The sequence below is a fragment of the Bacillus infantis genome (assembly GCF_050107595.1).
GTDB classification, from domain to species: Bacteria; Bacillota; Bacilli; order Bacillales; family Cytobacillaceae; genus Bacillus_AB; species Bacillus_AB infantis_C.
Map to the genome: position 1 here is coordinate 94504 of NZ_JBNILH010000004.1, position 13427 is coordinate 107930.

At 47.1% G+C, this 13427-nt stretch carries 15 protein-coding genes; 1 reads left to right on the forward strand and 14 read right to left on the reverse strand.

All coding sequences use genetic code 11. The annotated features are described in order from the left end of the window. Positions 1 to 67 precede the first annotated feature (67 nt). The 9 genes from ACQCVH_RS09775 to ACQCVH_RS09815 form a co-directional block, all read right to left on the reverse strand. Positions 68 to 1336: an MFS transporter gene (locus ACQCVH_RS09775; RefSeq protein ID WP_426835508.1), complete on the reverse strand. Its 1269-nt coding sequence runs from the start codon at positions 1334 to 1336 to the stop codon at positions 68 to 70. A gap of 237 nt (positions 1337 to 1573) precedes the next feature. Next, on the reverse strand, positions 1574 to 1894 hold the full coding sequence (locus tag ACQCVH_RS09780) for a thioredoxin family protein (protein WP_426835509.1): 321 nt from the start codon (positions 1892 to 1894) through the stop codon (positions 1574 to 1576). Beyond that, positions 1891 to 2247: a toprim domain-containing protein gene (locus ACQCVH_RS09785; RefSeq protein ID WP_224904776.1), complete on the reverse strand. Its 357-nt coding sequence runs from the start codon at positions 2245 to 2247 to the stop codon at positions 1891 to 1893. The genes ACQCVH_RS09780 and ACQCVH_RS09785 overlap by 4 nt, the downstream gene beginning before the upstream one ends. 225 nt (positions 2248 to 2472) lie before the next feature. After that, on the reverse strand, positions 2473 to 2712 hold the full coding sequence (locus ACQCVH_RS09790) for a YusG family protein (RefSeq protein WP_224904778.1): 240 nt from the start codon (positions 2710 to 2712) through the stop codon (positions 2473 to 2475). A gap of 142 nt (positions 2713 to 2854) precedes the next feature. Next, positions 2855 to 3241 carry a glycine cleavage system protein GcvH gene (gcvH, locus tag ACQCVH_RS09795; protein ID WP_009791493.1) on the reverse strand — a complete coding sequence of 129 codons (387 nt, stop codon included), beginning with the start codon at positions 3239 to 3241 and terminating at the stop codon, positions 2855 to 2857. 71 nt (positions 3242 to 3312) lie between these two features. Beyond that, a complete protein-coding gene (locus ACQCVH_RS09800; protein WP_426835510.1) occupies positions 3313 to 3669 on the reverse strand; it encodes an arsenate reductase family protein in 357 nt (118 codons plus the stop codon). Between the two features lie 208 nt (positions 3670 to 3877). Continuing rightward, positions 3878 to 5662, reverse strand: coding sequence for an acyl-CoA dehydrogenase family protein (locus ACQCVH_RS09805; protein ID WP_426835511.1), 1785 nt, complete (start codon positions 5660 to 5662; stop codon positions 3878 to 3880). An 81-nt stretch (positions 5663 to 5743) separates the two neighbouring features. After that, the gene (locus ACQCVH_RS09810; protein ID WP_426835512.1) at positions 5744 to 6919 is read right to left on the reverse strand and encodes an acetyl-CoA C-acetyltransferase; all 1176 of its coding nucleotides are present in this window, start codon (positions 6917 to 6919) and stop codon (positions 5744 to 5746) included. 59 nt (positions 6920 to 6978) lie between these two features. Further along, the gene (locus ACQCVH_RS09815) at positions 6979 to 9360 is read right to left on the reverse strand and encodes a 3-hydroxyacyl-CoA dehydrogenase/enoyl-CoA hydratase family protein (protein WP_426835817.1); all 2382 of its coding nucleotides are present in this window, start codon (positions 9358 to 9360) and stop codon (positions 6979 to 6981) included. 295 nt (positions 9361 to 9655) lie between these two features. On the opposite strand from ACQCVH_RS09815, the gene ACQCVH_RS09820 reads away from it, so the two are divergent. Beyond that, positions 9656 to 9784 carry a YuzL family protein gene (locus ACQCVH_RS09820; RefSeq protein ID WP_009791500.1) on the forward strand — a complete coding sequence of 43 codons (129 nt, stop codon included), beginning with the start codon at positions 9656 to 9658 and terminating at the stop codon, positions 9782 to 9784. 529 nt (positions 9785 to 10313) lie between these two features. On the opposite strand, the gene ACQCVH_RS09825 is transcribed toward ACQCVH_RS09820, so the two are convergent. The 5 genes from ACQCVH_RS09825 to ACQCVH_RS09845 form a co-directional block, all read right to left on the reverse strand. Continuing rightward, positions 10314 to 11231, reverse strand: coding sequence for a proline dehydrogenase family protein (locus ACQCVH_RS09825; RefSeq protein WP_224904782.1), 918 nt, complete (start codon positions 11229 to 11231; stop codon positions 10314 to 10316). Positions 11232 to 11595: 364 nt separating this feature from the next. Further along, positions 11596 to 11856 (reverse strand): YusU family protein, encoded by a 261-nt coding sequence (locus ACQCVH_RS09830; RefSeq protein WP_426835513.1) that lies wholly within the window; start codon positions 11854 to 11856, stop codon positions 11596 to 11598. A 1-nt stretch (position 11857) separates the two neighbouring features. Then, positions 11858 to 12190 carry a (2Fe-2S)-binding protein gene (locus ACQCVH_RS09835; protein ID WP_426835818.1) on the reverse strand — a complete coding sequence of 111 codons (333 nt, stop codon included), beginning with the start codon at positions 12188 to 12190 and terminating at the stop codon, positions 11858 to 11860. Continuing rightward, complete coding sequence (locus ACQCVH_RS09840; protein WP_426835841.1) at positions 12121 to 12594, reverse strand: hypothetical protein; 474 nt, start codon at positions 12592 to 12594, stop codon at positions 12121 to 12123. The genes ACQCVH_RS09835 and ACQCVH_RS09840 overlap by 70 nt, the downstream gene beginning before the upstream one ends. Beyond that, positions 12587 to 13414 carry an ABC transporter ATP-binding protein gene (locus ACQCVH_RS09845; protein ID WP_426835514.1) on the reverse strand — a complete coding sequence of 276 codons (828 nt, stop codon included), beginning with the start codon at positions 13412 to 13414 and terminating at the stop codon, positions 12587 to 12589. Before ACQCVH_RS09845 ends, ACQCVH_RS09840 begins: the two co-directional genes overlap by 8 nt. Positions 13415 to 13427: the final 13 nt, after the last annotated feature.

The window sequence follows — 13427 nt, forward strand, 5'->3', positions numbered from 1 at the left end:
TTTATATCTCTATGTATGTTCGACAAATAGAAAGGCTTATGACAATTTCCCGAGAAATATCCGCTTATCATACAATCTTTGCTGTATTTGTTCTTCCAGAAGGCTCTGAAAGCCTTCTGAATACGACAAAAAAGTATGTAGAGCCTATTAAATATAAGATTGCAGTTATGGTGAAGACAATAGAATATCCCCAATAGTCTCCGTATTTGATGACAAGGCCTGTAGAGACAGGGCCCATCACTGCCCAGCCCAGATTGAACACCATCTGATTCACCGAGCTGGCCAGGCCTCTTTTGGAATCATCCACCTTCGACATCATCAAAGACATCTGGATCGGATTTCCCGCATTCATTAAAGCCTGCCTGAAGAGAAAGCCCATGGCAGCCAGCCATAGATTCTCTGTATAAGCAGTCAGGAGCAGAAAAGGCAGGGAGGACAGCTGCAGGAAAACGACTGCCTTTACCTCCCCGATCCTCCTTACCACCTGGGGGCCAATGATCATGGCTGCCGCCGTAGCTGCCTGCCCGAGTGAAATAATAAGACCAATCGCGGAATTAGACGCATGGAAACGGTCTGCAAAATACAGGTTCAGATAAGGTATGACAAGGCCTGCCCCAAATCCGATAAACAGCTGGGCGACAGCAAACAGGATGATGATCTTGAAACCATCATCCTTCAGAGAAAACCGTGTGCTCCCTTTAGCTCCGCCGTTTTGGGGGATTTTATCGATCCGCTTTTCCTGAAAGCGGAGTATCGGAAATATCCCTGCTAAATAGATGGCTCCTCCCAGCAGCAAAGTAAACCGTATACTCGCCAGCTCAGAGAAATAAAAAGCAAACAAGTCAGTCAGCAGTCCGCCGCTTAAATTGCCAATGACATTAGCCCCTGTCATAACAGCAAAATGGGTGCTGAACAAGTGTACTCTCTGCTCAGGCTTTGAATTCTCAGTCAGCCAGGGAATGGAAGATACCTGAATGAAGGCTGTCCCCAGCCCTGTGCCAAAGGCAAACAGGATGAGCAGGCTCTGCATGTCAACCATGCTCCTGGCAAGCAGGATTACACCGGTTGCAACAGCCCCGAACTGCATAGCCTTCTTCCGGCCGATCCTGTCGCTCATGATGCCGGCGGGGATCAGCACAAGGGCTGTCGCTAGTGCAGTCATTGCTATAATCTGGCCATTCACCTGCTCTGAATAGCCAAGCTCCCGTATATAGAAATTATAAATGACCATGAAAATGCCCATTCCAGCCTGCGTAAAAATATTGGCCGCAAAAGCCCGGCGTATATTACTGTTATATCCGCGGATCTGTTCAGCCCACTCCTGATAAAAAGCCATTGTATTTGCTCCTCCGCACTTATTTCGCTTCCCTAAATAATCATAATATCCTTCATAGAAAAAAGCCATCCTTTTCCTTTGAATCTTCTGTTATTTCTGTGAAGTCCTGCGGATGCCGTCAGACACGATAATTGAGCGGTTCACAGACTGCATGACAGGTTCCGCAATGACAGATGCACAAACAGTAAAAAGCCTGTACCAGCCGGGTGTCCTCCCCTCCAGTACAGGCTTCCTTATTCACAGCAGATATTCTTTTGTTTTTTCCAGCAGGTATGGAACAGAGTGGAATGCGTATATCTTTTCTGCCAGCTTTCCCTCCCGGAAAAATAGCAGGCAGGGAACACTTTCTACTGACCACTTGCCGGCCAGGTCAGGAAAATAGTTCAAGTTCGCCTTCCTGCATTCCATCCCCGGCAGTACCTCAAGGGTTATTGACAGCATCCGTCCAGCCATCTGGCAAGTTCCGCACATCGGTGTGTAAAGATAGAGCATCCATGTCTCCCTGTCTATTTCATACCGCTCCAAATCCTCAATAATCAGTTCTTGCAACCCTATCATCCTCTATCTAAAAACTCAGCATATACGTCTATATTTGCGCCGAGCAGAACCGTTGCCAGATGCTGCTCCGGTGCAGTCGCCACTTCCCGGTACATTTTATCAATATAAAGATGTGCTGCTTCCGGGAATTCCCGTTTGAACTGCTTTCTCAGCTTTTCGCCTGATTCATCTGCATCCACCAGAATATAGACATCGCGATCAAATAATTCGTCGATCAATTCATCCAGGCGGGTTATGCTGATTGTCCCGTTCGTACAAATGATTTCAACAGGCTCCTTAATAATGCTCTTCACCTTGCGCTTATCAGAAGTGCCTTCGACAATAATTACCTTTTCTATGTTTTCTGCATGCATATTCATCACCTGACGGGAGTTGATATTTTTACTTTACCTTATTCTATGTTCGGCAAAATGGTGTTGAACTCCTGCCTTGCTTTTTAGGAAAATGGGCAGGCCCTCACTTGCAGAAAGCTGGCCTCCCTGCGTTGAGCCTTATTAAGATCCGCCCATAAAAGAGCCTGCAAACCCTTATTTACCCTTTTTTCTGCAAAAAAAACAGCGGCAAGCCCGCTGCTTCCTTTAGCACCAGCCGCCTTCATCGCAGTCCGTATAACGGGCTTCCGGCTGCTCTGTTGAAGTAATATGCTGGTAAATCTTCTGTTCATTCTGCTCAAAATGATGGCCAAGGGTAAATGAAGCACCTTCAGGCATCGGTGCTTCCCCGATCATCTCATTCCCAAGATAAAGCTCCAGCTTCCCGTCCTTCAGCCTTCCTGTAACCCGATCGGTAATATCGATCTTTTGCTGTTTCAGTGTCATTCAAATCCCACCCTTTTTGCTTTCTTAACAATAGAATGCCCTTCTAGCGGAAAGTAACTATGGGAAATTAATTACATTGTGTGAGGGACGGAAAAAACCGGAAAGAGAAAGCATAAAAGCGCCTGCAGCAGGCGCTTATCCTTTAATCTTCGTTGGTCATCTCTTCATATTGTTCAGCAGTCATCAGCTTGTCCACTTCGCTGCTGTCTGCAGGTTCAACAACGACCATCCAGGCCTTTTCATAAGGAGACTCATTTACAAATTCAGGACTGTCATTCAGCTCTTCGTTGATTTCAACCACCTTGCCGCTGATTGGAGCATATAATTCAGATACAGTCTTTACAGACTCAACGCTTCCAAAAGGCTCATTCACCGTGATGCTGTCCCCGACTTCAGGAAGCTCAACGAAAACGATGTCCCCGAGTTCTGATTGGGCAAAATCGGTAATGCCGACCCGTACTTTTTCTCCTTCAACTTTAACCCATTCATGTTCTTCTGAGTAACGCAATTCCTTAGGTATGCTGCTCACAATAATCCCTCCAAGATTCTAGTTCTTTACCGGGCTTAAGCCTTGCTATAAAGGAAATAGCAGATGATGCCTTAAAGCCATGTTTTAGCAAAATCCTCTTCTTTGAAACCGACTGTCGCTTTTTGGCCGTCAAATGCCAAAGGCCGCTTTATCAGCATTCCGTCTGATGCGAGCAAGTCCAGCAGCTCCGTGTCGGACATAGCTTTCACCTTGTCCTTCAAACCAAGCTCCCTGTACTTCTGGCCGCTCGTATTAAAGAATTTAATAATATCAAGGCCGCTTTTTCTATAAGCATCTTCAAGCTCAGTGCGTGAAGGAGGATTTTCGACAATATGTACTTCATGGTAAGGAACGCCGTTTTCTTCAAGCCATTTTTTGGCTTTGCGGCATGTCCCGCATTTAGGATACCAGTAAAAATTCAGCGCCAAATTCTGCACCACCCAATCGTTTTATCCAAACTCACAGGTTAATCACCCATTTAATTGCATACTATCATATTTTCGCCAAAATTCATAACCTTGAGTTTTAAAATTTCGTCAGATTGAGGGTGTCCAAAAACAGCAATTGCTCCTCCGGATAGAGGAGCAATGCATCTTTGCCATTTTAGTTCCAAAGATAATCGGCGTTTACTCCCGATTACAGTACATAACGCTCAGCGTCAATCAGCTTCTCGGAAGCCTCGCGCTTTTTGGCGATAAGATTGATCGGTGTGTGGCGTGTGAATTTGCGGAGGGCAGAAAGCATCATGCGCAGTGCATCCCCGTTCTCTGCAGCAACCAAAGTCTCTTTTGCATCCTGTTCGATTTTATTGAAAGCCTCCTGGCAGAAAATCTGCGTGTAGAGAAGCTTTTGCTTGCTCTTTTCAGCGCCGTCCTTGCTGATAGCCTTTTCTGTCCGGAGAACCGCCGACTCCATTGCATAGGCATTGGAAACGATGTCTGCAATATTCACCAGGATTTCCTGTTCTTTTTCAATCGCTTTGCCAAACTTCTGAGCGGCAAGCCCTGCTGCAAGCAAGCCGATTTTCTTGGCATTCTTCACTAAATATTTTTCCTGTGCCAAAGGCTCATCTCCAGGCTCCTCAGGCATCAGCATCATCAGCTCTTCCTGGAGTGCCTGTGCTTTCTGGAATAATGGCAGCTCTCCTTTGAAAGCTTTGCGCAGGTATGTGCCTGGCACAAGAAGGCGGTTGATTTCGTTTGTTCCTTCAAAAATCCTGTTGATGCGGGAATCGCGGTAGATTCTTTCAATTTCATATTCAGCCATGAAACCGTAGCCGCCATGCAGCTGTACGCCTTCATCGGCAATATAGTCAAGGACTTCTGTGGCAAAGAACTTGTTCAGGGAGCACTCGATTGCGTACTCTGCAATAGAGTTGGCAACTTCCTTGCCGTTCTTTACTTCTTCTTCTGTAAGCCTGCTCATCCGGTCCTCGAACAAACCGACTGTACGGTAGACAGAGCTCTCAGCCGCATACAGCTTTGCCGCCATATTGGCAAGCTTCTCTTTCGTAAGGTTGAATTGGGAAATCGGCGTTTTGAACTGCTGGCGCTGATTTGTATATTGTACAGTAACTTCGTACGCACGCTTGGAAGCTCCGACAGCTCCTACTCCAAGCTTGTAGCGGCCGATATTCAGGATATTGAAAGCGATGATATGCCCCTTGCCAAGTTCACCCAGCAGATTTTCCTTCGGCACTTGTGCATCTTCCAGGATCAGCGTCCTTGTGGAAGAGCTCTTGATGCCCATTTTCTTTTCCTCAGGGCCCGTGGAAACACCAGGGTACTCCCTTTCAACAATGAAGGCGGAGAAATGTTCGCCATCCACTTTCGCATAAACCACAAACACATCGGCAAAGCCGGCATTGGTGATCCATTGCTTCTCACCGTTCAGGACATAGTGCGTGCCTTCAGCATTTAATTTTGCAGTTGTTTTTGCCCCGAGTGCATCGGAACCTGAACCCGGCTCAGTGAGTGCATAGGCAGCGATCTTTTCGCCTGTTGCCAAAAGAGGCAGATATTTTTGCTTTTGTTCTTCATCTCCGAACAGCACGATTGGAAGCGATCCGATTCCGACATGGGCGCCATGCGTGATTGAGAACCCGCCTGCACGGGACATTTTTTCAGCAATCAGAGCTGAGCTCACCTTATCAAGGCCAAGCCCGCCGTACTCTTCCGGCACATCTGCGCCAAGGAGCCCAAGGTCCCCTGCCTGCTTCAGCAGTTTGACAGAGCGGTCAAATTCATGGTTCTCCAGGTGTTCAACCTGCGGGACTACTTCATTTACCACATAATCCTCAGTTGTCTTGGCAATCATTTTCTGCTCATCAGTATAATCCTCCGGTGTAAATACACGGTCATAAGATACATCTTCAATCAGGAAGCTTCCGCCTTTGATCACGTTTTCTGTTTGGTTAGACATCTTTTTTCCTCCATTCAATTGAAGGAGCGCTGGCTCCGGTTTTTTTATTGAAAGTTAAGTTTTTAATATAATAGATGGCACTTAGAGAAGCTCAAATACCCCGGCTGCACCCATGCCGCCGCCGATGCACATTGTGACAACCCCGAACTGCTGATTGCGGCGCTTCATTTCATGCAGGAGCGTCAAAGTCAATTTTGCACCTGTACAGCCAAGCGGATGCCCCAGGGCAATCGCTCCGCCGTTTACATTCACTTTATCCTCATCAAGGCCAAGCTCCCTGATGATCTGGATTGATTGTGAAGCAAATGCTTCATTCAGTTCGAACAGGCCGATATCAGACAGCTCCAGGCCGGCAAGCTTCAATGCTTTAGGAATAGCTACAATCGGGCCGATCCCCATCACTTCAGGAGGCACACCGCCAACAGCAAAGCTTCTGAACTTGGCCATCGGTTTCAGGCTGAGCGAGTCTGCTTTCTCCCGGTCCATCACCATGACCGCTGCAGCGCCGTCACTTGTCTGCGATGAGTTTCCTGCCGTAACTGAACCTGTGACAGAGAAAGCCGGACGGAGCCTGCCGAGTGTATCGATCGTTGAATCAGGGCGCACTCCCTCATCTGTAGTGAATTGAACGTTTTTCTCAACAATCTTATTGTCTTTCCCGACTGAACGGAAGGTCACATCCACAGGCACAATTTCATCCTGGAACTTGCCTTCCTGGATCGCTTTTGCCGCTCTTTGATGGCTCCGGACCGCGAATGCATCCTGATCTTCACGGCTGATGCCGTATTTTTTAGCCACTTCTTCTGCCGTATGCCCCATTCCCATATAATATTCAGGCGCACTTTCCGCGAGCTTTGCATTCGGGCGGACCACATGGCCCATCATCGGCACAAGGCTCATTGATTCCGCTCCGCCTGCGATGACAGTATCCGCACTGCCTACCATGATTTTTTCAGCAGCGTAAGCAATGGTCTGCAGGCCGGAAGAACAATAACGGTTGACTGTTACTGCCGGCACTGTATGAGGCAGCCCTGCAAGCGCCCCGATATTGCGGGCCATATTAAGCCCCTGCTCGGCCTCCGGCATGGCACAGCCGATAATCAAGTCATCAATATTCCCTTCATAGCCTCCGGCCCGCCTTAAAGTTTCTTTTACAGCCAGTGCCCCCAAATCATCTGGACGGACATGGGCAAGCGTCCCTTTTTTCGCCTTGCCGACGGGCGTCCTGGCACCAGCAACAATAACTGCTTCTCTCATCGTTCATTCCCTCTCTTTCTATGGATGTTCGAGATTTAATCTATCAATCTGCCAATATGTCAGTTGCGCAATGGCTTTCCTTTAACAAGCATATGCTGCATGCGCTGCTGGGATTTCGGCTGCGCTACCAGGCTCAGGAAAGCTTCTCTTTCCAGATCCAGAAGGTACTGTTCATCAACTTCTGTCCCGTATGGCACCTTGCCGCCGGCAATGACATACGCCAGTTTTCGGGCAATTTTTAAATCATGTTCAGAAATAAAGCCTGAGTACAGCATCGCCTGTGCTCCAAGGAGAAGCGTTGCATATCCCGTTTCGCCGACTACCGGAACCTTCTTCCTGACAGGAGGCGTATAGCCCTGTTCATGTAGAGCAAGGACCGCTTGCTTCGCATCATACAGCTGATGGTCTCCGTTCACGCTGATTCCGTCTGCAGCTCCCAGGAAGTTATTTTCCCTTGCTTCCTCCCCTGAAGTCGATACCTTAGCCATAGCGATGCTTTCAAATACTTTGTTGGCCACTTTTTGCAGGTCAAACTCCACTCCGTTTGGCATGCCTTCAAGATGCTTGATATACAGCTCCTTGTTGCCGCCTCCGCCAGGGATGAGACCGACCCCGGCTTCCACAAGTCCCATGTATGTTTCCATTGAAGCCTGGATATGTGCTGCCGGCAGGCATATCTCTGCGCCGCCGCCAAGCGTCATGGCAAATGGCGCAGCTACAACCGGCTTGGTGCTGTACTTGATTTTCATCATAGCCTGCTGGAAGTGGCGGACAACCATATCCAGTTCAAAGACATTATCATCCTGCGCCTCCATCAGGATCATCGCCAGGTTGGCGCCCACGGAGAAATTCTTGCCCTGGTTGCCGATTACGAGGCCTTTATAGTTCTTTTCAACCTCATCAACAGCAAAATTGATCATCTGGATGATATCAAGTCCGATGGCATTGCTTTGTGAATGGAATTCAAGAAGGGCAACCCCATCCCCAAGGTCTAACAGGCTTGCGCCAGTATTCTTCTTGATGACTCCCTTTTGCTTTTTAAGCTTCTTTAAATTGATATTTTTTGGATTTTCTTCTTCCGGCACATACTCGCCGTTTTTATAGAAGGAGATATCTCCGTTTTCTTCCTTATAGAAGGATGTATGCCCATTGGAGAGCATTTCCTTAATCCATGCAGGGACTTCCTTGCCCTCTGCCTCCATTTTGCCGACTGATTTCTCGAGGCCGATGCTATCCCAAGTTTCGAACGGGCCCATTTGCCAGCCAAAGCCCCATTTCATCGCTTTATCAATACTTATGACATCATCTGCAATTTCGCCAAGCAGCTCAGCAGAGTACAGAAGCGCCGGGCTGAGGATATTCCAGAGAAGCTGGCCAGCTTTGTCATCTGCGTATACAAGCGCTTTCAATTTATTAGCCAATCCTTTTTCCTGCTTGCTCATTTCAACCGAAGCAGCTTTCAGCTTTTGGCGCGGCCCGTACTCAAGTGTGTCCGGATTGAGTTCAAGGATTTCTTTTCCTTCCTTCTTAAAGAACCCTTGCCCGGATTTGCTGCCAAGCCATCCATTCTCAAGCATCTGCTTCATGAATGCCGGCACTTCAAAGGCCTCTTTTTCCTTGCCGTCCACCTGTTCATATACGTTGTTCGCCACGTGGATGAACGTATCAAGCCCAACCACATCCAGAGTCCGGAATGTCGCGCTTTTCGGCCTGCCGATCAGGGGACCTGTCACAGAGTCTACTTCTCCTACACTATAGCCGCCCTTCAGCATTTCCTGTACTGTGATCAGAAGGCCGTATGTCCCGATGCGGTTTCCGATGAAATTCGGTGTATCCTTTGCTTCAACAACGCCTTTGCCCAGTATATCTTCACCAAAATTCTTCATGAAAGAAAGGACTTCAGGTGCTGTCGTTTTTGCAGGAATCACTTCCAGCAGCTTTAAATAGCGCGGCGGATTGAAAAAGTGGGTGCCGATAAAGTGCTTCTGGAAATCATCTGATCTTCCTTCAGCCATGCTGTTCACGGAGATTCCGGAAGTGTTGGAGCTGACAATGCTGCCGGGCTTCCGGAACTGGTCAACCTTCGCAAATACCTTCTTTTTTATGTCCAGATTTTCGACGACTACTTCGATAATCCAGTCTACATCTTTTAAACGTTCCATATCATCTTCAAAATTGCCGGCTTCAAGCAGAGCAAGGCTTTTTTTGGATGTGAGCGGAGCCGGCTTCTGCTTGAGAAGCTTTTGCAGTGCTCCCTGGCTGATCCTGTTGCGGACCGCCTTATCCTCCAATGTAAGGCCCTTCTTCTGTTCAGCCTCGTTTAATTCGCGAGGCACAATATCCAGCAGCAATGTCGGGATGCCAATGTTAGCCAAGTGTGCAGCAATTCCTGAGCCCATCACACCGGAGCCTAATACTGCTGCCTTCTTAATTTGTTGGATCAATTTTGTTTCCCCCTTTGACACTTTTGAATGAACACTCATTCATTTTCTTGGTAAAAAAAATGGCAGAGAATGAGTTCTGTTAGTTATTACTATAAGATATTTCTGAAATTTTCGCAATATTTAGCAGTGAAATTTATTAAAATTTACAATCTCTGGCTTATAGTGAATTATCTTAGAATGGACACCCTAGTATGGAAGTTCCCCAAAAGATTAACGGCGCCTTATAGACAAATGCAGTTCTTTGGGCGGGCAATCCCGATTAATTTTAATTGGCAGGCAGGAGGTGAGCAGGATGAAGCATAAGAAAAACCCTTCCAAAGCAGGCGTGAGTGCTGCAAGTGTAAAAGGTGACGCAGGCCCGACAGTCGAACGGGACGGCGGAGGCAAGAGAAACAGCCAAAATAATCAGTATAAGAAATAATAATGACTGCAAGGGAGCGGGAGTCCGCTCCCTTTTTTATGATTTTATGGAGGATTTGCGGGTGGCTGGAGCGGAAATTGGGGTAGGTTTGGATGATCAGGGGGATGGAACGATGTTTCGGAGGCAGGTTTTTTTGGATATTAGCAACTTTTAAGATTTATTAGCAAGTTTGCTCATATATTAGCAACTTTTCAATTTTATTAGCAAGTTCTGGATCTTATTAGCAACTTTCAGCTTTTATTAGCAACTGGCCGCTTTCCGCCCCTATTACTAAGCGGCCTGCTGGTATTTGGGGACTCTCTCCTTGCAAAAGGGTGGCCAACCGAAGGATCCGGCCTCCTTTATTTGCGGCATTTCCGATTTATTTGCAGGTTTCAGCTTTTATTTGCGGGTTTCCGATTATTTTTGCGGCTCCTACTTTTTATTTGCGAGTTTTCCATTTTATTTGCAACTCCCCCTTTCATCACCAGCCAACTCGACCTAAAAACAAAAAAAGAGCCCAGCAGTTCTCCCGCTGGGCCCTACAATTCTATTTCTTGACCATACCCTTCAGCACGAATGCCACATTGGCCGGGCGTTCTGCGAGCCTGCGCATGAAATAGCCGTACCAGTCTGTTCCATAAGGGACGTATACCCTCATTTTATAGCCTTCATTGGCCAGCTCCAGCTGCCGTTCATTGCGGATGCCGTAGAGCATTTGAAATTCAAATTGGCTGTTCGGGATGTTATGTTCCCTGACAAGCTGTTTTGTATAGTCGATAATGGCATCATCATGGGTGGCAACGGCTGTGTAGTTGCCGTTCAGGAGATGCATTTTAATGATTTTCTTGAAGTTTTCATCCACATCTTTCTTTTCCGGGAATGCAACTTCCGGGGATTCTTTATAAGCTCCCTTTACTAGCCTCAGATTGGGCGAGTAGCTGTTAAGATCGTCCATATCTCTTTCTGTCCTGTACAGGTAGGCCTGGATGACTGTCCCGATATTGTCGTACTCCGATTTAAGCTGCTTGAAGATATCAAGTGTCTTCTGGCAGCGGGAGTAGTCTTCCATATCGATCGTGACAAACACGCCGTTTTTCTTGGCTGCTTCCAGGATGCGCCTCATATTCCCCATTACCACATCATCGGAAATATCAAGGCCCATGCTCGTCATTTTGAGCGAAAGCTGTGAATTGATCCCTTCACGGCCGATTGCTTCGATTGCCAAAATTGAGTTATCCGCCATTTCCCTTGCTTCTGCCTCGTTGTCCACGAATTCGCCCAAATAATCAATGGTCACCACTAGACCCTTGCTGTTAAGATCTTTAATTACGTTGACTGCCTGGCTGATCATTTCCCCCGCAACGAAGCGGCTGGCCCCAAAACGAAGGCCGTACTTCTTCGCAAGCTTTGTCAGCGATTTATTTTTGGATAAAAAGAGAAAAAAGTCCCTCATTACTTGTTCCATAATGGCTCCCCCTTGAAAACGCATACATTTTGGATAATTAAGCCCTGTCTTTCAGCGAAAATAAGGGCAGTGGCAAAGGATCATTATTCATGGATCACATTCAATTTTGTATATGGTCAATTTTCTGAAATGTGCCTTTGATAACCATAATTCTATCATCTTTCTCTTTATTTGAATATAATTTTCCGAGAAATTTAGCGAGATTTGTCGGCAGCCGGCCAAACTCTGCTATTAGCTGTAATCCCGCTTTATTCCGGCCTCTGTTAAACGCAGCTGCCTGCCATATCTTCTGCTCTCCCTGCTTTTTCTTGTATAGCAAAGCAGCATAAAATAAAAGGACCTTCCGCCCTGGGAAGATCCTTCATTAGCCGTTTCTGTTATTCTCTTCTTTCCGCTTTGCCTCATTAAGCTCCTTGATTTCCATAATCAGCTTCTTGACCGATTCCTTCGATTCCGGGCAGGCTCCATTCCAGTGGCGGGCAAGAGCCGGCATGGATTTTGCGATGTGATTATACAGAATCCATACCTTAACCTTCTCGGTCATTTCCTCATTAGCTTCGCCGATAAGAAGTTCTGTGTATTTACTATAAAGGCCTTCTATTTCTTCTTTGAATTTTGGATCCATATTAAACTCCCCTTTCACTCAGCCTGCATGACTTTGGGCAGGTGGTGCAACGCATTGAATCATCTATGAGATTTGAAAGGCAGCATGTCTTCCTCATCCTTGCCCCCTTCTCAGGCGATTGGTACTTTTTTAAAGGATTGTCCTTCATGCCGAAAAATTTTCCGGGCAGCCCAAGCAAACAGGCAAAATCATCCGCACCTCTTGCTTTCACTTCATCATGTTCATCAGCGAGGACTGATTCGTAGAGCCAATAGATGTAAACAGCTATGTTTTCCCACAAAATATATCTGGAGACCCCGGCAGCTTCAGACACTCTTTCCAGCTGAATTTGCAGATGTTCTGAGAATAAAGCTCTAAAACAGTCTTCCCGCCCTTTTTCGCGCGGTTCAGACTCCGTTTGGACTTTGATCCTGTATTTTTCAGATAAAAGCATGGTAGCCACATGCCATTTTTATAGGCAGATACCACAGTAATATTGGCAAATGAACCATCAAGCCTGCAATTTCCGGCCGTAAAGCTGTATAAATAGATTACTGCCAGGAAGCTATATCTTTTAATAAAAAGTGAACCTGCGGCAGGAATGGGTGCATCAAGCTCTTTTGCAAGCCTGTTCAGATATATTTCCATTTCCCCTGGCAGAAGAAGCTGCCCTGCTTTTACCGAAAGCGGGTCTTCGTTTTCCTCCCGGACAAGGCGGAAATCTTCAAGCCTGCGTAAAGCCTGAGCTGTTTCAGACACTGGCTGCCTCAGGCTTTTTCAGGATGCATCTGCCTTTTCCGTACGGGATGCACAATGGCGTGCCGAAAAGCGGATCCATTGTGACCTCGCATTCCATTCCGAACACATTGCGGACAAGGCTGCAATTGATGACGAGCTCAGGCTTGCCCTGGGCAAAAATCTCTTTGTCCTTGATTGCTACTATATTATGAGCATAGCGGCATGCAAGATTTAAGTCATGCAGCACCATAAGAATTGTCCTGTTCTCCCTCTCGTTGAGTTCAAACAGCAGATCAAGAATTTCAATCTGATGGGTCATATCCAGGTATGTCGTGGGCTCATCCAGGAGGATGATGTCGGTATCCTGGGCAAGGGTCATGGCGATCCATGCCCTCTGCCTCTGGCCGCCGGACAAGGAGTCAACTGTACGGTCCTTCAGGTGCTCGATCCCTGTTGCAGAAAGCGCTTCGTTCACCTTTGTCTCATCTTCTTCGGTCCATTGCTTCAGCCATGTCTGGTGAGGATATCTGCCCTGTTTCACAAGCTGCAGGACTGTCAGTCCTTCTGGTGCAGATGGCGATTGCGGAAGTATGGCCATCCTTCTGGCTACATCCTTTGTGGACAGCTTGGAGATGGCTTTTCCTTCAAGCAGGATTGAACCCGATTTCGGCTTCAGAAGCCTTGCGATCGAGCGCAGCAGCGTTGATTTCCCGCAGCCGTTTCCCCCGATGAATACTGTAATTTCCCCCTTTGGGATTTCCAGCTCCAGTTCATTTATGATCATGGTATCTCCGTATGAAAGTGTCAGCTCTTTCGTTGAAATAGCCTGCCCGGCGGTCATAGCGCTCTCTCCT

What these genes read in the sequence shown, in the direction of transcription:
- ACQCVH_RS09845 (WP_426835514.1), bottom strand. Translation starts at nt 13,414, where the DNA reads ATGACCGCCGGGCAGGCTATTTCAACGAAAGAGCTGACACTTTCATAC.
- ACQCVH_RS09780 (WP_426835509.1), bottom strand. Translation starts at nt 1,894, where the DNA reads ATGATAGGGTTGCAAGAACTGATTATTGAGGATTTGGAGCGGTATGAA.
- ACQCVH_RS09825 (WP_224904782.1), bottom strand. Translation starts at nt 11,231, where the DNA reads ATGGAACAAGTAATGAGGGACTTTTTTCTCTTTTTATCCAAAAATAAA.
- ACQCVH_RS09790 (WP_224904778.1), bottom strand. Translation starts at nt 2,712, where the DNA reads ATGACACTGAAACAGCAAAAGATCGATATTACCGATCGGGTTACAGGA.
- ACQCVH_RS09785 (WP_224904776.1), bottom strand. Translation starts at nt 2,247, where the DNA reads ATGCATGCAGAAAACATAGAAAAGGTAATTATTGTCGAAGGCACTTCT.
- ACQCVH_RS09775 (WP_426835508.1), bottom strand. Translation starts at nt 1,336, where the DNA reads ATGGCTTTTTATCAGGAGTGGGCTGAACAGATCCGCGGATATAACAGT.
- ACQCVH_RS09830 (WP_426835513.1), bottom strand. Translation starts at nt 11,856, where the DNA reads ATGGATCCAAAATTCAAAGAAGAAATAGAAGGCCTTTATAGTAAATAC.
- ACQCVH_RS09810 (WP_426835512.1), bottom strand. Translation starts at nt 6,919, where the DNA reads ATGAGAGAAGCAGTTATTGTTGCTGGTGCCAGGACGCCCGTCGGCAAG.
- ACQCVH_RS09805 (WP_426835511.1), bottom strand. Translation starts at nt 5,662, where the DNA reads ATGTCTAACCAAACAGAAAACGTGATCAAAGGCGGAAGCTTCCTGATT.
- ACQCVH_RS09820 (WP_009791500.1), top strand. Translation starts at nt 9,656, where the DNA reads ATGAAGCATAAGAAAAACCCTTCCAAAGCAGGCGTGAGTGCTGCAAGT.